The organism is Micromonospora lacuserhaii, assembly GCF_036902735.1.
Lineage (GTDB): Bacteria > Actinomycetota > Actinomycetes > Mycobacteriales > Micromonosporaceae > Micromonospora.
Genome location: NZ_JBAKHO010000005.1, coordinates 181,135 through 203,200, shown reverse-complemented (window position 1 = coordinate 203,200; position 22,066 = coordinate 181,135). Strand labels below are relative to the sequence as shown.

The window sequence follows — 22,066 nt, the reverse complement described above, 5'->3', positions numbered from 1 at the left end:
CGGGTTGGTCGGGTTGGTCGGGTCAGGGGGTGGGGCGTTCGGCGGTGCGGACGGCTTCGGCGTAGGCCAGGGCGGCGCGGCGCAGGGCGGCCTCGGGGTCGAGGCCGGCCTGCCGGGCGGCGGCGACGGTGGCCAGCAGGCTCGCGCCTAGTCGGGCCTCCGGGCCGACCTGGGTGTCGGCCAGTGGAGGCGGAACGGCGAGGCCGACCCGGCCGGCCCGGTCCAGGACCTTCGCCGCCAGGGCGAGCGCGGGCTGGCTCAGCGCGATGCCGTCGAGCACCGAGGCACGGGCCTTCTCCGCCCGCTTGATCCGCTCCCAGCTCGCCTCGATCTCCTCCAGCGTGCCCGCCTCGCCGCCGGCGAAGACGTGCGGGTTACGGCGGACCATCTTGTCCACCAGCCCGCCGGCCACGTCGTCGACGCTCCACCGCTCGCCCTCGGGCAGGTTCTCCGCCAGCCGGGCGTGCAGCAGCACCTGGAGCAGCACGTCACCCAGCTCCTCGCGGAGCGCGTCGGTGTCGTCGGCGCTGATCGCGTCGTACGCCTCGTAGCACTCCTCCAGCAGGAACCCGGCGAGGCTGCGGTGGGTCTGCGCCAGCTTCCACGGATCACCGCCCGGCGAGGCCAGCCGGTCCATCACCTCGACCGCGTCGAGCAGCCGGGCGCCCGGCGGGTCCCACGAGCCGTACATCAACTCCAGCTCGGCCAGCCCCGGCTCCCGGGCCAGCCGCAACCCCAGCTCCCGGGCCAGCGCCTCGTCGCCGACCGGGCCGGCCAGCCAGACCACCGTGCCGTGCGCGGCGGCCGCGTCCAGCAGCGCCTGCGTGGCGCCGCCCTCGAGCACCATGACCTCGACGCCCGCGGCGCGCACGGCCGTGGTCAGCGCGCTCTCCGCCCCGGCCAGCACCGGCGCGGACCGTACGACGTCCCAGGCGGCGGCGGTCAGCAGACCGGCCGGCAGCCGGGGCGAGGTGACCAGCAGGACGATCCGGGCGGGCGTGCTCAGGGCGCCACCGGCCCGGCGGACTGCTCGGCCGGGGAGTCCACCGGATCCGGGGTGGAGATGTCGGTGACCGGGCCGCTCGCGTCGATGTAGGGCAGCGCGTAGAAGACCAGCTCCTGGCCCTTGTTCACCCAGGACGGGACGCCCAGCGGGCGGTACCGCGGGTTGACCGACACGTCGACCTTGTCGGTCTCCGCCTCCAGCGCCGCGCTCAGCGCCGACGCGCTGCGCACGAAGCCGGCCTCACCGAAGAGCTGACGCACCTCGGCGACCGACAGGCCCGACTGGATCCCGCCGGCCTTCTCGATCGCGTGGTAGACCGCCATCACCGCATCGTCGCTCAGGTCGGCGGGGGGCAGCTTCTGGCTGAGCACCAGAGAGATGTCCGCCCACTCGCCCCAGAGCTTCGCGTACTCGGCCTGCGGCGGCATCTGGAGCTGCTGGGCGAGCTGCTCCGGGGTCACCTGGTCGGCGACCTGGAGGCCCTGCTCGGCCGCCACCCGCTTGCCCAGGTCGATGCTGACCAGCAGATTCACCACGTCCTGCCGGGTCACCGAGGACCGCAGCTGGTCCGGCGTGGGGGTGATGCCGGCCTGCTTGGCGCTCTGCTGCACCGCCTCGGCGTACTTCGCCTGCGCGTCGTCGTAGACCGCGTCCACCCGGTCGACCGAATAGCTCCGGTCACCGACGTACGCGGCCACGTCGGGCGAGGACTTGCCGCAGGCGGCGAGGGAGAGGACACCGAGAGCCGCGACGCTGGCGGCGGCGATGAGACGGCGTGCACGCATGCCGGTCACTCTCTCATGCCCGGTACGGCGGTGTGACGCCCCCCACCGCGAGCCGGCCGGCCTCACGCGCTCGCCCCCACCAGCGCGGCCGGCTCACCGAGGACGTCCTTGAGGAGCTGGGCACACCACTCGAGTAGCGCCTGGTCGCGCAGCGGCTCGCCGCCGACCCGGCGGGTGCTCGGCCGGGGCACGCTGACCTGGTCGGTGGCCTGCTTGTAGACCGAGTCCGGGTGGTAGCGCTTGAGCCGCAGCTGCTTCGAGTCGGGCAGCGGCAGCGGGCCGAACCGCAGGTGCTTGCCCTGCATGGAGACGTCGGTGAGCCCGTACCGGCGGGCCAGCAGCCGGAACCTCGCCACCGCGACCAGGTTCTGCACCGGGGCGGGCGGCTCGCCGTAGCGGTCGGTCATCTCGGCCACCACCTCGCGCAGCCGCTCCTCGTCGCGGGCCTCGGCGAGCTTGCGGTACATCTCCAGGCGCAGTCGCTCCACGCCGACGTAGTCGTGCGGCAGGTGCGCGTCGATCGGAAGGTCGATCTTGACGTCGGCCTCCTCCTCGGGGCGCTCGCCCTTGAACGCCGACACCGCCTCGCCGACCATCCGGACGTAGAGGTCGAAACCGACGCCCTCGATGTGGCCCGACTGCTCGCCGCCGAGCAGGTTGCCGGCGCCCCGGATCTCCAGGTCCTTCATCGCCACGTACATGCCGGCGCCCAGCTCGGTGTGCTGGGCGATGGTGGCCAGCCGCTCGTGGGCGTGCTCGGTGAGCGGCTTCTCCGGCGGGTAGAGGAAGTACGCGTACGCCCGCTCCCGGCCCCGGCCGACCCGGCCGCGGATCTGGTGCAGCTGGGCCAGGCCGAGCAGGTCGGCCCGCTCCACGATCAGGGTGTTGGCGTTCGGGATGTCGATGCCGGACTCCACGATGGTGGTGCAGACCAGGACGTCGAACTCCTTCTCCCAGAAGCCGACCATCACCTTCTCCAGCGCCTCCTCGCCCATCTGGCCGTGCGCCACCGCGACCCGGGCCTCGGGCACCAGCTCCCGGATCCGGCGGGCCGCCCGGTCGATCGACTCGACCCGGTTGTGCAGGTAGAAGACCTGCCCGTCGCGGAGCAGCTCACGGTGGATGGAGGCGGCCACCTGCCGGTCGTCGTGCGCCCCGACGAAGGTGAGCACCGGGTGCCGCTCCTCCGGCGGGGTGGCGATGGTGGACATCTCCCGGATGCCGGTGATCGCCATCTCCAGCGTCCGCGGGATCGGGGTGGCCGACATGCTCAGCACGTCGACCGAGGCGCGCAGCGTCTTCAGGTGCTCCTTGTGCTCGACGCCGAACCGCTGCTCCTCGTCGATGACCACCATGCCGAGAGACTTGAACCGGGTCGCGGTCTGGAGCAGCCGGTGGGTGCCGATGACGATGTCGACGGTGCCGTCGGCGACCATCTCCAACGTCCGCTCGGACTCCTTCGGCGTCTGGAACCGGGACAGCTGCCGGATGGTCACCGGGAACTGGCCCATCCGCTCGGCGAAGGTGTTGTAGTGCTGCTGCACCAGCAGCGTGGTGGGCACCAGCACCGCCACCTGCTTGCCGTCCTGCACCGCCTTGAACGCGGCCCGCACGGCGATCTCGGTCTTGCCGTACCCGACGTCGCCGCAGATCAGCCGGTCCATCGGGACGGTCTGCTCCATGTCCCGCTTGACCTCCTCGATGGCGGCGAGCTGGTCCGGCGTCTCCTGCCACGGGAAGGCGTCCTCCAGCTCCCGCTGCCACGGGGTGTCCGGGCCGAACGAGTGCCCCTTGGACGCCTTGCGGGCGGCGTAGAGCTGGATCAGCTGGGCGGCGATCTCACGGACCGCCTTGCGGGCCCGAGCCTTGGACTTCTGCCAGTCCGAGCCGCCCATCTTGTGCAGGGTGGGCTGCTCGCCGCCGACGTACCGGGAGAGCTGGTCGAGCTGGTCGGTGGGGACGAAGAGCCGGTCGCCGGGCTGGCCGCGCTTGCTCGCCGCGTACTCGATGACCAGGTATTCCCGGCTGGCGCCGTTGACCGTGCGCTGGACCAGCTCGACGTACCGGCCGATGCCGTGCTGCTCGTGCACCACGTGGTCGCCCGCCTTCAGCTCCAGCGGGTCGATGGTGTTGCGCCGCCGGCTCGGCATCCGGCGCATGTCCCGGGTCGAGGTGCCCCGGCCACCGGTGACGTCGTTGCCGGTGAGCAGCACGAACTTCGACGCCTCGTCGACGAAGCCGGCGGTCAGGCAGCCGCAGGAGACCACCACCTCGCCGGGGGCCGGCGCGGTCGGCACCTCGTCGGTGAGCCGGGCGCCGAGACCGGCGTCGCGCAGCACCTCGACGGCCCGCTGGGCGGGACCGTGCCCCTCGAAGACCAGCGCGATCGACCAGCCCTCGCCGGCCCAGCGCTTCAGGTCGTCGACCACCCGCGAGGTCTCACCGTGGTAGAGCGGGGCCGGCTGGGCGGCCAGGCTCACCGCGATGGCGTCGTCGGGGGTGACGTCGACCTCGGTCGGTACGTCCTCCCAGGGCTGCCGGGCCAGTGCGGTGGCGTCCGCCTCCACCAGGCCGAACGGGGCGAGGGTCCACCACGGCTGGCGCAGGGTGCGGGCGCTGGCGCGTACCTCGGCCAGGGTCTTGAAGGCGGCGGCGCCGAGGTCGACCGGGGCCTGGCCACCGACGGCGGCCGCGGCCCAGCTGGCCTGGAGGAACTCCTCGGAGGTACGGACCAGGTCGTGCGCCCGGGTGCGGATCCGCTCCGGGTCGCAGAGCAGCACGTGGGTGCCGGCCGGCATGCAGTTGATCAGCAGTTCCAGGCTCTCGTTGCCGAGCAGCGCCGGGACCAGCGACTCCATCCCCTCGACCGGGATGCCCTCGGCCAGCTTGTCCAGGATCTCGGCCAGCTCGGGGTGCTCCTGGGCCAGCGCGGCGGCCCGCCTGCGGACCGACGGGGTGAGCAGCAGTTCCCGGCACGGCGGCGCCCAGAGCAGCGGCACACCCTCGATGGTCCGCTGGTCGGCGACGGCGAAGGTGCGGATCTCCTCCACCTCGTCGCCCCAGAACTCGACCCGGGACGGGTGCTCGTCGGTGGGTGGGAAGACGTCCAGGATGCCGCCGCGGACGGCGAACTCGCCGCGCTTGGTGACCAGGTCGACCCGGGCGTACGCCATGTCGGTGAGCCGGCGGGCGACCTCTTCCAGATCCGCCTCGTCCCCGGCGGCGAGCCGCACCGGCTCCAGGTCGCCGAGCCCCTTGAGCTGGGGTTGCAGCAGCGACCGGACGGGTGCCACGACCACTCGCACCGGGCCGGTCCAGCCGTGCGCGTCGGCCGACTCCGGGTGGGCCAGCCGGCGCAGCACCGCCAGCCGACGGCCGACGGTGTCGGAGCGGGGCGAGAGCCGCTCGTGCGGCAGCGTCTCCCAGGACGGGAAGACCGCGACGTGCTCGGGCGGGAGCAGGCTGCCCAGGGCGGAGGCGAGGTCGTCGGCCTCGCGGGAGGTGGCCGTGACGGCGAGCACCGGGCGGCCGGCGCCGCCGTCGGGCTCGTCGGCGGCGACCGCGGCGACGGCGAACGGGCGCAGCGCGGCGGGGGCGGTCAGGTCGAGGCCGTCGACCTGCGCGGCACCGGAGCGCGCCAGGTCACGCGCCCGGGCCAGCCCGGGATCGGCCAGGGCGGCGGAGAAGAGTCCGGTGAGCATCAGTGATCACTTCCACAAGGTCGACGCACGGCGACGACCCCACGTCCAGCCGGACGGGGGGTGTACCCGTCGAGACTATCCCGCACCACGGACAACCCGGGTGGTCCCGAGCGACGGATCTTGACCCTGGGAGCGCGGACGTGGTGCGGTGAGGCATGGCAGGGGAGTATCGGGCACAGTTCGACGCGGACGTCCGCTTCGCCAACGGGGGCGGGTTGCGGACCGAGGGTTTCCGGCTGGACATCGCGGGCCGGGAGATCACCGACGAGGAGTTGGCCGCGCTCTTCGTCCGGCACCTCGGGCTGCTGATGGTCGCCGAGGTGCGGATCGACAACAAGACGATCATCGAGGAGCCGCACAAGGGCGGTCGCGGCGTCGCCGCCGGCCGCCGGGAGCGACGGCTGGTCGAGCTCGGTCACGTGATCACCGACGGGATGATCACCCTGCCCGGTTGGCCGGCACCGCGGATCACCGACTGGCTGACCCGGGAGGCTTCCAGGGCGAAGTACGCCCCGGGAACCGAGTTCCACGTGGCCGGGATCGACATGATCGCCAACACCGGCACCTACCTCGACGCCCCGTCCCACCGCTGGGCGGACGGGCCCGATCTGACCGGCGTGCCGCTGGACCGGCTCGCCGACCTGCCCGGGATCGTGGTCCGGGTACCGGCCGGCGCCCGGGCGGTGGACCGGCTGATGCTGGCCCCGTACGACGTGACCGGGCGGGCGGTGCTGCTGCACACCGGCTGGGACGCGCACTTCGGCACCGACCGGTACGGCGCACCCGAGGCGCCGCACCTGACCGGCGACGGGGCGCGGTGGCTGGTGGAGGCGGGGGCCGCCCTGGTCGGCATCGACTCGATCAACATCGACGACATGAGCCCCGCCGCGGCCGGCGAACGCCCGGCGCACAGCACGCTGCTCGCCGCCGGCGTCCCGATCGTGGAGCACCTGACCGGCCTGGCGGCCCTGCCGCCGGAAGGGTTCCGCTTCACGGCGGCGCCCCCGCGGGTGGCGGGCGTGGGCACCATTACGGTCCGCGCCTTCGCCGTGGTGGGCTGACCCTCCGCGGTCACAGCCCACCGCGCGGCGGTCAGTAGCGGACGGAGATCCGACGCTCGATCGCGTCGACCCGGATCTCGCCGCCGTACGGGACGATCAACTGCGGGTCGGTGTGGCCCAGGTCGACGTCGAAGACCACCACCGGGTCGTCGGCATACGTCGCCAGCGCCTTCATGATCGATTCGCGTTGCGCCTCGCCCCAGGCCAGCCGCTCCGGCACCGCGTGCGGCTTGTCGAAGTCCCACGCCTTCGGCCGGCCCACCACGATCGCCGGGAAGGCCGGCAACAGGCCCCGCTCGCCCATGTTGCGCACGATCCGGAACACCTCCCGCGCGGTCGGCAGCTCGTTGGAGGTCTCGAAGACCAGCACCGACCCGGCCAGTTCCTCGGCCGTGGGGACCCGGTCGGTGGCCATCAGCCAGTGCAGGATCTCCAGGCAGCCGCCCCAGGTACGCCCCTGCACCACCGTCGACGGGCCCTGCCACCGCCAGCCCGTGCCGGGCAGCATCGGCGGCTCGACCGCCAGCGAGGCCGGGTCCCGCCAGTCGCCGGGCTGGTCGCCCCACTCCGGCGCGGGGGCCAGGTCGTACCAGCCGGAGGTGAAGAGGGCGGCGCGCAGCGAGTCGAAGGTCAGCGGGTGCGGCTTCCCGGGCCGGCCGAGGTGTACCAGCACCGATCCGCCGTGGTACGCCACGATGCCCAGCCGGTACAGGTGGTTGAGGATGTTGGTGTTGTCCGAGTAGCCGAAGTACGGCTTCGGGTTGGCCCGCAGCACGTCGTCGTCGAGGTACGGGGTGACCGTGATCAGGTCGTCCCCGCCGACGGTGGCGAGCACGGCGGTGATCGTCGGGTCGGCGAAGGCGGCGGTGACGTCCCGGGCCCGGTCCCGCGGGTCGGCGCCCATCGCCCGGGTGGTCGGGTACTCCACCGGCTCCAGCCCGAACTCCTCGCGGAGCCGGCGCAGGCCCATCTCGTACACGTGGGGGAAGACAGCCGGCAGGCCGGCGGAGGGTGAGACCACCGCGACCCGGTCGCCGGGTCGCGGCTTGGGCGGATAGCTCGGCGACGTCATGCCTGGACGCTACCGACCACCCCCAACGGGTTTTCAGGTCGTCTGGCCGACCTCGATCAGGTGGCCGTCGGGGTCGCGCAGGTAGCAGCGGATCTCCGTGGCCCGCTCCTGCGGCGGGGTGAGGAACACCGCGCCCCGGGCGCTCCACTCGGCGTGCACCGCCCGGACGTCGGCCACCCGGATGTTGAGGAACGCGCTGGTCCGGTGCGGGTCGGACGGGGTCTCCAGGATCACGTCCGGCTTGTCCTCGGTGGGGCCACCCCCGACGTTGATGATGATCCAACTGTTGGCCAGCCGGACCATCGACGGCTCGCCCTCGCGCACCACCGTGCCGCCGAGGACGTCGGAGTAGAAGGCCGCCGACCGGGCCACATCGGCCGCCACCACAAAGTGGGTGAGCAGGATGCCCTCGGCGGGGATCGGCAGGTCGTCGCGCGCCATGCCGCCAGCCTGGCACCGGCCGGTGCACCAGGCGGCGAAACCCCACAATAAGGGCGAACCGTCGGCCTAGGCTGACCTGCGTGGACGAGGAGCCGGAGCCGCCGACCCGTGACTGGCTGCCCCGTACCGCGGCGCTGCTGGTCGGCACCCTGGCGCTGGCCACCGCGTTCATCGCGGCCTACGTGGGCGCCCTGCACCAACCCAACCCCCGCGACGTCCCGGTCGGGGTGGTCCTCGGCGACCAGCGGGCCCAGGCGGTGATGGCCGCCGTCCGCGGCCAGACCAAGAAGATCAAACCGATCGAGTACGACAGCCCGGGCGAGGCCGAGGACGGCCTGACCGCCCGCGAGGTGTACGCCGTGCTCACCTCCACCCCCGACGGCAAGCTCGTCCTCGCCACCGCCAGCGCGTCCGCGCCCGCCGCCAGCGAACTGGCCACCCAGGTGTTCAGCACCGCGGCCCAGCGGGCGCAGACCCCGATCGAGGTCACCGACCGGGTGCCGGTCTCCGCCGACGACCCGCGCGGGCTGGTGCCGTTCTACCTGGCCGTGGGCCTGGTGCTCGGCGGCTACCTGGCGTCCACCGCGCTCGGGATCTCGCTCGGCACCGCCCCGCGCAACCTGCGCCGGGCCGGCCTGCGGATCGCCTCGCTGGCCGTGCACGCCGTGCTGCTCGGCATCATCGGCACGGTCCTGGTCGGCCCGGTGCTCGGCGTCTGGGACCACGACCTGTTGACGGTCGCCCTGGTGGGCATGCTGACCGTCTTCACCGCCGCGATGGTCGCCGCGGCGGTGCAGGGCTGGCTGGGACTGCTCGGCACCGGCCTGGTGATCCTGCTGCTGGTGGTGCTCGGCAACCCCGGCTCCGGCGGCATCTACGCCCCGGAGTTCCTCCCCGCCGTCCTGCGCGGCATGCACCGGTGGAACGTCCCCGGCCTCGCCACCGACCTGCTCAAGTCGGCGGTCTACTTCGACTGGCGCGCCGCCCGCTGGCCACTGGCCGGGCTGGTGGTCTGGTCCGCGCTCGGGGTGATCGGCCTGCTCACCGCCACCCTGGTGCGTGGCCGCCGGGCCACCGCCAGGCCCGCCCCCCGGATGACCGGGTGAGAATGGTGGGGAAGGTGACATCCAGGGCCCCCTCCTTACCACCGGCCCCGCGCGGATACGATCCAGGAAGTCGGACAGCGCTGTCCTCCGTACCCACGTAAGGAGCGCACCGTGACCGACCAGTACGACCACGACGGCCCCGACGCCGCGCTGCGGGCCGACATCCGCCGCCTCGGCACCCTGCTCGGCCAGACCCTGGCCCGCCAGGAGGGTCGGCCGCTGCTCGACCTGGTCGAGGAGATCCGCGCCCAGGTCCGCTCCGACGCCCCGGCCGCCGCCCAGCGCCTCGGCGGGCTGGACGTGACCACCGGCACCAAGCTGGCCCGCGCCTTCTCCACCTACTTCCACCTGGCCAACATCACCGAGCAGGTGCACCGGGCCCGGGACCTGCGCCGCCGCCGGGCCACCCACGGCGGCTGGCTGGACCAGGCCGCCAAGATGATCGCCGAGCGCGGGGTGCCGGCCGAGGAGATCGCCGCCGCCGCCCGCCGGCTCGCGGTACGCCCGGTCTTCACCGCCCACCCCACCGAGGCGGCCCGCCGGTCGATCCTGTCCAAGCTCCGCGCCATCGCCGACCAGCTGGACGCCGAGACCGCCAACGCCATCCTCTACGGCGCCAGCGACGAGGGCCCGGCCAACCGCCGGCTGGCCGAGCTGCTGGACCTGATGTGGCAGACCGACGAGCTGCGGCTCGACCGGCCGGACCCGACCGACGAGGCCCGCAACGCCATCTACTACCTGCGCGACCTGTACGCCGAGGCCGCCCCGCAGGTGCTCGACGACCTCGCCGACACGCTGCGCACCCTCGGCGTGGAGACCTCGCCGACGTCCCGCCCGCTGACCTTCGGCACCTGGATCGGCGGCGACCGGGACGGCAACCCGTTCGTCACCCCGACGGTCACCCGCGACGTCCTCCAGATCCAGCACGAGCACGGCATCGCGGCCACCGAGGCGGCGATGGAACACCTGATCAACGAGGTGTCCGTCTCCCGCCGGCTGCGCGCGGTGTCGCTGGACCTCTCCGCCAGCCTCGCCGCCGACCTCGACGCGCTGCCCGAGGTGGCGCCCCGGTTCCGCCGGGTCAACGCCGAGGAGCCGTACCGGCTCAAGGCCCGCTGCGTGCGGGCGAAGCTGGCCAACACCCGGGAGCGGCTGCGCAACGGCACCGCCCACGTCCCGGGCCGCGACTACCGAGGCTCGGCCGAGCTGATCGCCGACCTGGAGCTGCTGCGCGCCTCGCTGGCCCGCAACTCCGGGCAGCTCACCGCCGTCGGCCGGCTCGCCTCCACCATCCGTACCGTCTCCGCGTTCGGGCTGCACCTGGCGACCATGGACGTCCGGGAGCACGCCGAGAAGCACCACGAGGTGCTGGGCCAGCTCTACGCGGCCGTGGGCGAGGTACCGGACTACCCGGCGCTGAGCCGGCTGGAGCGGACCAAGCTCCTCGCCGACGAGCTGACCGGCCGCCGACCCCTCTCCGCCCTGGACACCCCGCTCACCGAGGCGGCGCAGAAGACGTTCGACGTGTTCGCCACGATCCGCGAGGCGCAGGACCGGTTCGGCGCCGAGGTGATCGAGTCCTACATCATCTCGATGACCCTCGGCGTGGACGACGTGCTCGCCGCGGTGGTGCTGGCCCGCGAGGCCGGCCTGGTCGACGTGCACTCCGGCCGGGCCCGGATCGGGATCGTGCCGCTGCTGGAGACCCCGGCCGAGCTGAACGCCGGTGGCGAACTGCTCGACGAGCTGTTGTCGCTGCCCGCGTACCGGGCGCTGGTGGCGGCCCGGGGCGACGTGCAGGAGGTGATGCTCGGCTACTCCGATTCCAACAAGGAGGCGGGCATCACCACCAGCCAGTGGTCGATCCACCGGGCGCAGCGCGCGCTGCGGGACGTGGCCGCCCGGCACGGCGTGCACCTGCGGCTCTTCCATGGCCGGGGCGGCACGGTGGGCCGGGGCGGCGGCCCCACCCACGACGCGATCCTGGCCCAGCCGTACGGGACCCTGGACGGCGCGATCAAGGTGACCGAGCAGGGCGAGGTCATCTCCGACAAGTACACCCTGCCGGCGCTGGCCCGGGAGAACCTGGAGCTGACCGTCGCCGCGGTGCTCCAGGCGACGCTGCTGCACACCGCGCCCCGGCAGCCGGCCGAGCAGCTGGAGCGCTGGGACGCGACCATGGACGTGGTCTCCGAGTCGGCGTTCCGGTCGTACCGGTCGCTGGTCGAGGACTCGGACCTGCCGGCGTACTTCTGGGCGTCCACCCCGACAGAGCTGCTCGGTGCGCTGAACATCGGCTCCCGGCCGGCGAAGCGGCCGAACACCGGCGCCGGGCTGGCCGGCCTGCGGGCCATCCCGTGGGTGTTCGGCTGGACGCAGACCCGGCAGATCGTGCCGGGCTGGTTCGGGGTCGGCTCCGGGCTGGCCGCGGCCCGGGCGGCCGGGCTGGAGGACGTGCTGGCCGAGATGAACCGCAACTGGCACTTCTTCCGCACGTTCCTGTCGAACGTCGAGATGATGCTGACCAAGACCGACCTCAGCATCGCCCGCCGCTACGTGGAGACCCTGGTTCCGAAGAAGCTGCACCCGATCTTCGACAAGATCGAGCAGGAGTACGAGCTGACCAAGCAGGAGGTGCTGGCGGTCACCTCGTCGCCGGCCCTGCTGGAGAACTCACCGGTGCTCCAGCGCACCCTGGCGGTGCGCGACACCTACCTGGAGCCGCTGCACCACCTCCAGGTGGCGCTGCTGCGGCAGTACCGGGACTCCGGCGCCGCGGGCCGTGCGGTGGCGACCGCGCCGGGCGGCCGCCGCGCCCCGAGCGACGGTACGGCCCTGGAGCGCGCCCTGCTCACCACGGTCAACGGCATCGCCGCCGGCATGCGCAACACCGGCTGACCCCCGGGTACGACGAAGGCCCCGGTCGGGTCGACCGGGGCCTTCGCCGTGCCGCTCAGCGGGCGGTCACCAGTCCCCGCCGCCGCCGAAATCGCCGCCGCCGAAGTCCCCACCGCCGAAGTCGCCCCCGCCGAAATCCCCACCGCCGAAATCCCCGGCGTAGTCGCCGCCGCCCTGGTCGGCGTAGTCGCCACCCTGGTCGGCGTAGTCGCCGCCCTGGTCGCCACCCTGGTCGGCACCCTGGCCGTCGCCCTGGTCGACGCCGTCGTTGAAGCCCTCCTGGTAGCCCTCGTCGTAGCCGTAGCCCGGGTCGGCGAAGGCCGGGGAGAAGAGCGCGTCGGCGATCAGCATCCCGCCGAGCACCCCGGCGCCGGCGCCCAGCGCGGTCTTCCACCAGGGGGTGGAGTACCAGCCGGCCGGCACGGACCGGCCCTGGTAGCGCCCACCCGGGTAGTAGTAGGGCGTGGCCTGACCCGGCTGCGGGCCGGCCCGGAACGTCTGCCCCTGCACGTTGACCTCGCGCTCCCGGGTCAGCATCCCGGCGCCCCGGGCGGCGGCCAGCGGGGGCAGCTCGGGGCCGGGGTCGATGCCCATCGCCGTACGGGCCGCCCGGATGTAGGCCAGCCCCTCCAGCGCGGTCTCCCGGGCCAGCGCGAACTGCTGCGGGCTGCGCGCCTGTTCCAGCTGGGAACCCGCCGCGTTGTAGCGCTCACCGGCGTCGGCCAGCGCCTGACGGACCGCCGGCTGGTCGCCGTGCAGGTTCATCAACTGGCCGCCGAGCCGCTCGTACCAGCGCTGGGCCTCGGCCCGCGCGTCGGCCAACTCGGTGGCCTTCCGGGACCTGCTCCCCCACCGCCAGAACACGAACGCACCTCCGAGCATCAGCACGAGGATCACCCACAGGGCAACTTCCATGCTCCGAACGTACCCAGCGGGCGCCCGTCGTACCCGTTTGGCAAGCTCTCGGGCATGGAGTTCACGACGCTGGCCGTGGTGGTGCTCTGCCTCGCCGCGGGCGGCGCCCTCGGGTGGTACGCCGCCCGGGCCCGGTCGGCGGCCGAGATCGCCCGGCTGGAGGCCACCCTCGCCGCCACCCGGGAGGGCGAGGGTCGGCTCGAGCAGTCGATGCGGGCGCTGAGCTACGAGGCGACCGCGCAGTCCCAGGAGGCGGTGGCCCGCGCGGTGGCGCCGCTGCACGACACCCTGCGCCGCTACGAGTCCCGGGTGGCCGAGCTGGAGCACGCCCGGGTGGACGCCTACGCCGAGCTGCGCGAGCAGGTCCGGGCGATGAGCACCGTCTCCGGTGAGCTGCGCACCGAGACCAAGCAGCTGGTGGCGGCGCTGCGCGCCCCGCAGGTGCGCGGCCGCTGGGGCGAGCACCAGCTCCGCCGGATCGTCGAGGCGGCCGGCATGCTGGAGCACTGCGACTTCAACGAGCAGGTCACCGCGGCCACCGACCACCAGGGGGTCCGCCCCGATCTGGTGGTCCGGCTGCACGGCGGGCGGACGGTGGTGGTGGACGCCAAGGCACCCTTCGACGCCTACCTCACCGCCATGGAGGCGCGCGACGAGCGAGGGCGGGACACCCACCTCGACGCGCACGCCCGGCACCTGCGGGCGCACGTCGACGGGCTGGCCGCCAAGACGTACTGGGCGGCGTTCGACTCCACCCCGGAGTTCGTGGTGCTCTTCGTGCCCGCCGACCCGTTCCTCGACGTGGCGTTGCAGCGGGATCCGACGCTGCTGGAGCACGCCTTCAGCCGCAACATCGTGCTGGCGACACCGGCCACCCTGGTGGCCCTGCTGCGCACGGTGGCCTACGCCTGGCGGCAGGAGGCGCTGGCCCGCAACGCGGTGGCGGTGCACACGCTGGCCCGCGAGCTGTACGGGCGACTGTCCACCCTGGGCGACCACGTCGGCAAGCTCGGCGCCTCGCTCGGCGGGGCGGTGACGGCCTACAACCGCGCGGTCGGCTCGCTGGAGGCGCGGGTGCTGGTGAGCGCGCGCAAGCTCGCCGAGCTGGGCGTCTCCGACCAGGAGCTGGCCACGCCGGCGCAGGTGGAGGTGGCCCCGCGGCAGCCGCAGGCGCCGGAACTGCTCGACGAGCCGTCCGCCGGGGATCGCTCGATCTAGCAGCTTGTCTGTGATCGTGGGGTGTAACACGGCGGTGCAGGGGCCGCATCCCGAGCCCGGGCAGCCGGTCGGGACGGCGTGGTTCTGTGTCCCTTCGGCGGAACGGCCGGGGTCGTCCGGCCGGACGCGCCCGGCCGTCCCGTCGCCCGGGTGGTGGATCCGGATTGGACGTTCGGGGCCATGACCTGCCCGTTTTTCGTTGTCGTCGGGCAACTACCCGCGTCACCGTTACCACGACGGTCGTCCGAGTAACGCGGGTGTCACACCTGTCGCTGAAGGAGTGACGGCGACCCCGCGTCAGCAGACCCGTCGGTTGATCCCCCGCCCTGTACCCCTCAGGGCCCTCGCTCTCCCCTCGGAGGAAGAGACGTGCGTAAACCCCCCATCCGGCGTGGCCGTGCCTCGGCCGCGCTCCTGACGTCGGTGGTGACCGCCGGCGCTCTGACCCTGGCGTTCGCCGGCGCGCCCGCCAACGCGGAACAGACCACGGACGTCCTCAAGAGCAGCACCACCGGCTGGACCCCGACCGACCAGGAGCGACTGGCCGAGGCCCGGGCCAAGGGCCAGAAGACCGTCACGGTGCTGGTCGCCGCCCGCGACGGACAGGTCGCCGCGGCCGCCGACAGCCTCACCCAGCTCGGCGCCACGGTGCTCTACCGCGACGACGACCTCGGTTACCTGCGGGCCGAGGTGGCCACCGAGCGGGCCGAGCGGATCGCCCGGTCGACCGGCGTCCAGACCGTGGAGATCGACGCGTCGGTGCCGCTGCCCGACCCGCGTCCCGATGCGGCCGAGCCGGTCGCGGCGCAGCCGGCGCCCGGGGCCGCCACCCCGGCCAACAACCCGTACATGCCGATCGGCGACATGGGCGCGGCCCAGTTCACGGCGGCCAACCCGACGCTCGACGGACGCGGCGTCACCGTCGGCATCCTCGACACCGGCATCGACCTGTCGCACCCGGCGCTGCAGAAGACCACGACCGGCGAGCGCAAGATCGTCGACTGGGTCACCGCCACCCACCCGACCGACGACGCCGACCCGACCTGGGTCAGCGTGACGAAGAACGTCTCCGGCCCGAGCTTCACCGTCGACGGCCGCACCTGGACGGCCCCGGGCTCGGCCTCCTACCGGTTCGGCGTCTTCAACGAGCGCGACGTCAACCTCGGCGGCGAGGTCGGCAACGACGTCAACCGGGACGGCAACCCGGCCGGCAGCAGCGGCCTCTTCGGCGTGCTCTGGGACGGCGGCAGCAGCGCCTGGGTCGACACCGACCAGGACGGCTCCTTCGCCGACCAGGCCGCGATGACCGACTACAAGGTCCGCAACGACGTGGGCACCTTCGGGACCGACAACCCGGCGACCGCCATCAACGAGTCGATGCCGTTCGTCGTCCAGGTCGACGGCAAGGGCAAGTTCGTCAACATCGGCATCGTCTCCGGCGCCCACGGCTCCCACGTCGCGGGCATCACCGCTGGCAACGGCCTCTTCGGCGGCGCGATGACCGGTGCCGCCCCGGGCGCCAAGCTGGTCTCCGTGCGGGTCTGCCTCTTCGTCGCCGGCTGCACCTCCAGCGCCCTGATCGAGGGCATGATCTACGCCGCCAAGCAGGCGAACGTCGACGTGATCAACATGTCGATCGGCGGGCTGCCCTCGCTCAACGACGGCAACAACACCCGCGCGGTGCTCTACAACCGGCTCATCGACCAGTACGACGTGCAGATGTTCATCTCCGCCGGCAACAGCGGACCGGGCACCAACACCGTCGGCGACCCGTCGGTGGCCGAGAAGGTCATGAGCATCGGGTCATACGTCACCGACGCCACCTGGCGGTCCAACTACGGCTCCAGCTCGCCGTACGCCGAGAGCCTGCACTACTACAGCTCCCGCGGCCCGCGCGAGGACGGCGGTTTCAAGCCCAACGTGATCGCGCCGGGCTCGGCCATCTCCACCGTCCCGACCTGGCAGCCGGGTGGGCCGGTCCCCGGCACCTACGTGCTGCCGCCGGGGTACGCGATGTTCAACGGCACCTCGATGGCCTCGCCGCAGGCGGCGGGCGCGGGCGCGCTGCTCGTCGGCGCGGCCAAGGCGCAGGGCTTCCAGCGCAAGCCGGCCCAGCTCCGGCAGGCCCTGATGTCCTCGGCCCGGTTCATCGACAACACCGGCACCTACGAGCAGGGCGCCGGCCTGATCGACGTGAAGGCGGCGTACGAGCTGCTGCGGAAGAACATCAGGACGGTCGACATCACCTCCTCGGTGGCGGTGAACACGGTGCTCTCCGGGTTCCTCGCGACGCCGGGCGTCGGCGTCGGCATCTACGACCGGGAGGGTGTCACGGTCGGCCGGAAGTACACCCGCACCTACACCTTCACCCGTACCAGCGGTGGGTCGAAGACCGTCACCTACAACCTGTCCTGGGTGGGCAACGACGGCACCTTCGCGACCGCGTCGTCGGTGGCGCTGCCGCTGAACAAGCCGGTCACCGTCGCGGTGACGGTCGACCCGGCGACCCCGGGCGCGCACTCGGCGGTGCTGCGGCTCGACGACCCGGCCACTACCGGCGTCGACAAGCAGACGATGAACACGGTGATCGCGCCGTACACCTTCGAGCCGGCCGCCAACCACCAGGTGCAGATCAGCGACCAGGTCGGGCGTAACCAGTCCCTGCACTACTTCTTCCGCGTCCCGGCCGGCACGCCGGCCCTCAAGGTCGACTTCACCGGCCCGAACGGCACGGCGGGCACCGGCCAGGCCCGGTTCCTGCGCTACCACCCGTACGGCGTGGCGATCGACAACAACGCGTCGAACTCCTGCTACTCGCCGACCGCGGGCGTCTGCGCCACCGGCTCGCCGAACAGCCGCACCACCTCGAACCCGCTCGCCGGGGTCTGGGAGGTCACCGTGGACGGTCGACGTACCTCGGACGCGCAGTGGACGCCGTTCACGCTGACCGCTTCGGTGCTCGGCGCGACGGTCAGCCCGAACCCGGACGTGATCGCCTCGGCGACCGCCGGCACGCCGGTGGCCCGGTCGTACACGCTGACCAGCACGCTCGGTTCGTTCACCGGCCGGGCGGCCGGCGGCGGCGCGCTGGGCAGCGCCCGACAGGGTCCGTTCACCATCGCCGCGCAGCAGACCCAGGAGTACGACCTGACGGTGACCCCGGGGTCGGCTCAGCTGCGGGCCACCATCGGCGGCACCTCCGACCCGGCCGCCGACCTGGACCTGTTTGTGCTCAACTGCACCTCGGGGACCTGCGTCGAGGCCGGCAAGAGCGCCGACGGCGACTCGGAGGAGTCGGTGACCGTGGCCAACCCGGCCGCGGGCGCCTGGAAGGTGCGGGTCGAGGGGTACGCGGTGCCCGCCGGCTCCACCACCTACAACTACATCGACGTCTTCACCAACCCGGCCTTCGGCTCGGTGTCGGTGACCGACGCCAACGCGGCGCGCCCCAGCGGCGTGTCGTGGGACGTGCCGGGTGCGGTGACCGCGCTCGTCGCGCCGGGTTCCGGCCGGGTGCTGTACGGCACGGTCCAGGTCCGCACCGACACGAACATCCTCATCGGCAGCGGTGACGTGGTGGTGCAGAACGTGAGCTGACCGGCTCAGGTACGAGACGAGAGGCCCGTCCCCGGGTGGGGGCGGGCCTCTCGGCCGTCGTGGCGGGTGCCGGTCAGGCCCGGCGGGCGGACTCCACCACAAACGGGATGCCCTGCTGGCAGGTGGTCATCATGTCCGGCTGGGCCTGGCCGGTGACGCTGACCCTGGCCCCGGGGCTGAGCACGTCGCGGGGACCGCCGATCAGCTGGTAGCCGTCGAGGAGCAGGCAGTTCGGCTCCACCCCGGGCTGCACCGTGCCGGTGAGCGTGGTGGCGCCGGGCCCGGGCGGGCGACTCGGCCCGAGCGGGGGCCGCTTGGTCGGGGGCGCCGCGGTCGGCGGTGGGGCCGTCGCGGGGACGGTCGGCATCGGGGCGGTCGGGTCGACCGGCTCGGCCGGGTCGGTGCTGGGCGACGTGCTCACCGGCGCTCCTTCCGAGGGGCTGGCGGTGCCCGTCCGGTCGTCGCCGCAGGCGGTCAGCGCCGCGCAGACGACCAGAGCGGCGAGGGCCATCCGAGGAGTCTTCATGCCTCCTTGGACGGCCCCCGCCGGCGATCCGTTCCGCGGTCAGCCCCGGGCGGCCGCGGCCTTCATGTCGCGCTTCAGCTCCTGCGGGAGCGAGAAGGTAAGCCGCTCGTTGGCCGTGGTGATCTCGTCGACGTCGGTGAAGCCCCGCTCGGCGAGGTGGGTCAGCACGTCCTGCACCAGCTCGTCGGGGACGCTGGCGCCGGAGGTGACGCCGACCGTGCCGGCGCCGGCCAGCCAGGCGTCGTCGATCTCGTGGGCGAAGTCGACCAGGTGGCCGGCGCGGGCGCCGGCGTCCAGGGCCACCTCGACCAGCCGCACCGAGTTGGAGGAGTTCCGCGAGCCCACGACGATCACCACGTCGCACTCGGGCGCGATCTCCTTGACCACGTGCTGCCGGTTGGAGGTGGCGTAGCAGATGTCGTCGCTGGGCGGCGACTGGAGCAGCGGCAGGCGCTGCTTGAGCCGGGCCACCGTCTCCAGCGTCTCGTCGACCGAGAGGGTGGTCTGGGAGAGCCAGACGACCTTGTTCGGGTCGCGGACGGTGACCTTGTCGGCGCCGTCGGGGCCGTCGACGAGCTGGATGTGGGCGGGGGCCTCACCGGCGGTGCCGACGACCTCCTCGTGCCCCTCGTGGCCGATCAGCAGGATGTCGTAGTCCTCGGCGGCGAACCGCTTCGCCTCCTGGTGCACCTTGGTCACCAGCGGGCAGGTCGCGTCGATCGCCTTCAGCGAGCGCGCCTTCGCCTGCTCGTAGACCTCGGGGGCGACGCCGTGCGCGGAGAAGATGACGGTGGCGCCCTCCGGCACCTCCTCGTTCTCCTCCACGAAGATCGCGCCCTTGGCCTCCAGGGTCCGCACCACGTGCTTGTTGTGCACGATCTGCTTGCGGACGTAGATCGGGGCGCCGTAGAGCTTCAACGCCTCCTCGACGGTCTGCACCGCCCGGTCCACGCCCGCGCAGTAGCCGCGGGGCTTGGCCAGGAGCACGCGCTTGCCGGTCCGGGGGGTCGTCTCAGCCTGGGTCACCCGACCATCGTACGTGCCGGGTTTCCCGGTGGCAGCGGCTGCGACCCGTACCACACCGGGGGCACGGAGCCCGGCGGAATGCGCTGACCGGCAGCGCGCGGGGCCACCGGAAACCCTTTCCGGGTACGGCAGGACGCGCGTCACGGTGATCCAGAAGGCCCCCGACGAGACCCGGCCCGGGTGCCCACCGCCCGCCACGGCGAGCGGTACGCCCTCGCGGGGCTCCCGCAGGTCGTCGGGGGCTGACCGTAGGGTGGGCGGGTGACCGACGCCCCGCGCAGCACCCCGGAGGAGCCCTGGCCGGTCCGGGTGGTCAGCCAGAAGGTCGGCGCCTGGATCGCCAAGCTCGGCTGGGTCTGGGTGGACGGGCAGGTGGCCCAGATCAGCCGCCGCCCCGGCGCCAGCACCGTCTTCCTCACCCTGCGTGACCCGTCGGCCGACCTCAGCCTGACCGTCACCACCAACCGGGACGTCCTCGACACCGGCGCGCCGGAGCTGCGCGAGGGGGCCCGGGTGGTGCTGCATGCCAAGCCCGAGTTCTACGCCGCGCGGGGCACGCTGAGCCTGCGCGCCGACGAGATCCGCCAGGTGGGGCTCGGCGAGCTGCTGGCCCGCCTGGAGAAGCTCAAGAAGCTGCTCGCCGCCGAGGGGCTCTTCGACCGGGCCCGCAAGCGCCGGCTGCCGTTCCTGCCCCAGCGGGTCGGCCTGATCACCGGTCGCGCCTCGGCCGCCGAGCGGGACGTGCTCACCAATGCCCGGCGGCGCTGGCCGGCGGTGGAGTTCCGCACGGTCAACGTGGCGGTGCAGGGGCCGAGCGCGGTGCCGCAGATCGTCGACGCGCTGAAGGTGCTCGACGCCGACCCGGCCATCGACGTGATCGTCATCGCCCGGGGCGGCGGCGGCATCGAGGATCTGCTCCCCTTCTCCGACGAGGCGCTCTGCCGGGCGGTCTTCGCCTGCCGTACGCCGGTGGTCAGCGCGATCGGCCACGAGACGGACGCGCCGCTGGTCGACTACGTCGCCGACGTCCGGGCGTCCACCCCGACCGACGCGGCCAAGCGGGTGGTGCCCGACCTGACCGAGGAGGTGCGCCTGATCGGTCAGGCCCGCTCCCGGCTGGAACGCGCGGTGCGCCACCTGGTCGACCGGGAGTCGCACCGGCTCGACCTGCTCCGCTCCCGCCCGGTGCTGGCCCGCCCGCAGGTGATGGTCGACCAGCGGGCCGCCGAGGTGACCGCGCTGCGCGACCGGACGGGCCGCTGCCTGGACCACCGACTCGGCGCCGCCGCCGACGACCTGCGGCACACCCTGGCCCGGCTGCGCGCCCTCTCCCCCGCGGCCACTCTCGACCGCGGCTACGCGATCGTGCAGCGCGCCGACGGCCACGTCGTGCGCGCTGCGACCGAGGTGGCCAAGGGCGACCCGCTGCGGGTACGCCTCGCCGAGGGCGAGCTGGCCGCTACGGTCGACGGCTGACGGGCGCGATCATGACCGGCTGGCCGGCCGAGGCCGCACCGACGATGTGGTGGGATGGACGCGATGACTGACGCGAAGAAGGACGAGCGGCTCAGCTACGAGCAGGCCCGCGCCGAGCTGGCCCAGGTGGTCGAGCGGCTGGAGGCCGGCGGCACGTCGCTGGAGGAGTCGCTGGCCCTCTGGGAGCGGGGCGAGAAGCTCGCCGAGATCTGCCAGGGCTGGCTGGAAGGCGCCCGGGCCCGGATCGACGCCGCCCGCCAGAACGCCGACTCCTGACGGCCCGGCCTGCACTCCAGACGCCGATGGCGGGGCGGCCGACGCCGTCCCCGCCACCGGTGTCGACTCAGTTGAACAGGTTGTAGAACTCCTGCGGCGCCTCGACGACCTGGTCGGCCGGCGGCTTCTGCGCGGCGGACGCGCTGCCGTAGTCGGAGTAGGTGACCTTGATCTCCTGCGCCGCGGTCTGGCCGGCGGCCGGGATCTGGAGCACCATCTCGCTGAGCCGGCCCTGCGGGTCCAGCTTCGCGGTGAACGGCACCGACTTGGCCTGCGGGCCGAGGGCGGTGATCACCGTCGGGTCGACCGAGCCGGCGTCGGCCGCCTTCGACACGTCCAGGGTGCCGGCGTAGCTGCCCTCGCCGGTCTGCCGTACCTCGGTGATGCCCTGGGTGAGCACCTCGCTGCCGGCCGGGTCGACCTTGTCGAAGTCGAAGCCCAGCGCCTTGTTGCCCTTGATCCGGGCCTGGTCGAGGTGCTGGTACTTGCCGAGGTTGAGCCGCTGCGCGCCCGGGACGCTGCTGGCGGCCTTGCCACCGAGGTCCAGCTTCACCCAGCTGTCCGGCTTGGCGTGGATAAGGTCGAGGTTCATCATCAGGTCCGAGCCCGGGTTGCCGATGGTCAGCTTCATCTCGGCGCTCTGGCTCGGCTCGTGCACCTGCCCCTCGGCGGTGGAACCCGCCCCGGACATGGTGAACCGGAAGTTGCCGTTACGGATCTCGTTGGTGGAGTTGAGCAGGGCCTGCTTGGCGTCCGCGTTGCCGCTGGGCGCGATCGCCGAGCCGGACACGGTCGGGGTCGCGGAGCCGGAGGCCGCCGGGTCGGTCGTCCCGTCGGCGTTGCAGGCGACAAGGCCGGGAGTAAGAAGAGTCGCGGCGAACACCGCCGCGCTCCAGCGTCGAACAGTCACGGGAACTCTCCAAGTGGGTCGTCCGGCCCACAGCGCGCCGGAAGCTGGACGC

At 73.1% G+C, this 22,066-nt stretch carries 16 protein-coding genes; 7 read left to right on the top strand and 9 right to left on the bottom strand.

The features are described from left to right. Positions 1 to 22 precede the first annotated feature (22 nt). The 3 genes from V6U81_RS05675 to mfd all read right to left on the bottom strand — a co-directional run bounded on the left by V6U81_RS05675 (position 23) and on the right by mfd (position 5,492). A complete protein-coding gene (locus V6U81_RS05675; protein WP_334485205.1) occupies positions 23 to 1,006 on the bottom strand; it encodes a nucleoside triphosphate pyrophosphohydrolase in 984 nt (327 codons plus the stop codon). Then, entirely contained in the window at positions 1,003 to 1,791 is a 789-nt protein-coding gene (locus V6U81_RS05670) for a hypothetical protein (protein ID WP_334485155.1), read from the bottom strand. Before V6U81_RS05670 ends, V6U81_RS05675 begins: the two co-directional genes overlap by 4 nt. A 62-nt stretch (positions 1,792 to 1,853) precedes the next feature. Then, positions 1,854 to 5,492, bottom strand: a complete 3,639-nt coding sequence (mfd, locus tag V6U81_RS05665) for a transcription-repair coupling factor (protein ID WP_334485153.1) — start codon at positions 5,490 to 5,492, stop codon at positions 1,854 to 1,856. Positions 5,493 to 5,647: 155 nt separating this feature from the next. On the opposite strand from mfd, the gene V6U81_RS05660 reads away from it, so the two are divergent. Continuing rightward, on the top strand, positions 5,648 to 6,553 hold the full coding sequence (locus V6U81_RS05660; protein WP_334485151.1) for a cyclase family protein: 906 nt from the start codon (positions 5,648 to 5,650) through the stop codon (positions 6,551 to 6,553). 31 nt (positions 6,554 to 6,584) lie between these two features. Here the strand turns inward: V6U81_RS05660 and V6U81_RS05655 are convergent, their stop codons facing one another. Continuing rightward, a complete protein-coding gene (locus V6U81_RS05655; RefSeq protein WP_334485149.1) occupies positions 6,585 to 7,625 on the bottom strand; it encodes a S66 family peptidase in 1,041 nt (346 codons plus the stop codon). A gap of 33 nt (positions 7,626 to 7,658) precedes the next feature. Continuing rightward, a complete protein-coding gene (locus tag V6U81_RS05650) occupies positions 7,659 to 8,066 on the bottom strand; it encodes a VOC family protein (RefSeq protein ID WP_334485147.1) in 408 nt (135 codons plus the stop codon). 80 nt (positions 8,067 to 8,146) lie between these two features. Between V6U81_RS05650 and V6U81_RS05645 the strand changes: the two genes are divergently transcribed. Together V6U81_RS05645 and ppc are read left to right on the top strand one after the other, a co-directional pair. Continuing rightward, positions 8,147 to 9,172 (top strand): YhgE/Pip domain-containing protein, encoded by a 1,026-nt coding sequence (locus tag V6U81_RS05645; RefSeq protein ID WP_334485145.1) that lies wholly within the window; start codon positions 8,147 to 8,149, stop codon positions 9,170 to 9,172. Between the two features lie 111 nt (positions 9,173 to 9,283). Further along, the gene (gene ppc, locus V6U81_RS05640) at positions 9,284 to 12,070 is read left to right on the top strand and encodes a phosphoenolpyruvate carboxylase (RefSeq protein WP_334485143.1); all 2,787 of its coding nucleotides are present in this window, start codon (positions 9,284 to 9,286) and stop codon (positions 12,068 to 12,070) included. Between the two features lie 66 nt (positions 12,071 to 12,136). Here the strand turns inward: ppc and V6U81_RS05635 are convergent, their stop codons facing one another. Further along, a complete protein-coding gene (locus V6U81_RS05635) occupies positions 12,137 to 12,985 on the bottom strand; it encodes a hypothetical protein (RefSeq protein ID WP_334485141.1) in 849 nt (282 codons plus the stop codon). 54 nt (positions 12,986 to 13,039) lie between these two features. On the opposite strand from V6U81_RS05635, the gene rmuC reads away from it, so the two are divergent. Further along, on the top strand, positions 13,040 to 14,203 hold the full coding sequence (gene rmuC, locus V6U81_RS05630) for a DNA recombination protein RmuC (RefSeq protein WP_334485139.1): 1,164 nt from the start codon (positions 13,040 to 13,042) through the stop codon (positions 14,201 to 14,203). A gap of 369 nt (positions 14,204 to 14,572) precedes the next feature. Continuing rightward, on the top strand, positions 14,573 to 17,800 hold the full coding sequence (locus V6U81_RS05625; protein ID WP_334485137.1) for a S8 family serine peptidase: 3,228 nt from the start codon (positions 14,573 to 14,575) through the stop codon (positions 17,798 to 17,800). Between the two features lie 73 nt (positions 17,801 to 17,873). Here the strand turns inward: V6U81_RS05625 and V6U81_RS05620 are convergent, their stop codons facing one another. Both V6U81_RS05620 and V6U81_RS05615 read right to left on the bottom strand, forming a co-directional pair. After that, the gene (locus V6U81_RS05620; protein ID WP_334485135.1) at positions 17,874 to 18,326 is read right to left on the bottom strand and encodes a hypothetical protein; all 453 of its coding nucleotides are present in this window, start codon (positions 18,324 to 18,326) and stop codon (positions 17,874 to 17,876) included. A 39-nt stretch (positions 18,327 to 18,365) separates the two neighbouring features. Further along, positions 18,366 to 19,352, bottom strand: a complete 987-nt coding sequence (locus V6U81_RS05615; protein WP_334485133.1) for a 4-hydroxy-3-methylbut-2-enyl diphosphate reductase — start codon at positions 19,350 to 19,352, stop codon at positions 18,366 to 18,368. Between the two features lie 261 nt (positions 19,353 to 19,613). Here V6U81_RS05615 and xseA point away from each other — a divergent pair, with 261 nt between their 5' ends. Further along, positions 19,614 to 20,828, top strand: a complete 1,215-nt coding sequence (gene xseA / locus V6U81_RS05610; RefSeq protein WP_334485132.1) for an exodeoxyribonuclease VII large subunit — start codon at positions 19,614 to 19,616, stop codon at positions 20,826 to 20,828. 63 nt (positions 20,829 to 20,891) lie between these two features. Then, positions 20,892 to 21,104, top strand: a complete 213-nt coding sequence (locus V6U81_RS05605) for an exodeoxyribonuclease VII small subunit (protein WP_334485203.1) — start codon at positions 20,892 to 20,894, stop codon at positions 21,102 to 21,104. 67 nt (positions 21,105 to 21,171) lie between these two features. Here V6U81_RS05605 and V6U81_RS05600 read toward each other — a convergent pair whose 3' ends face one another. Then, a complete protein-coding gene (locus V6U81_RS05600; protein WP_334485130.1) occupies positions 21,172 to 22,014 on the bottom strand; it encodes a hypothetical protein in 843 nt (280 codons plus the stop codon). Between the last annotated feature and the right edge of the window lie 52 nt (positions 22,015 to 22,066).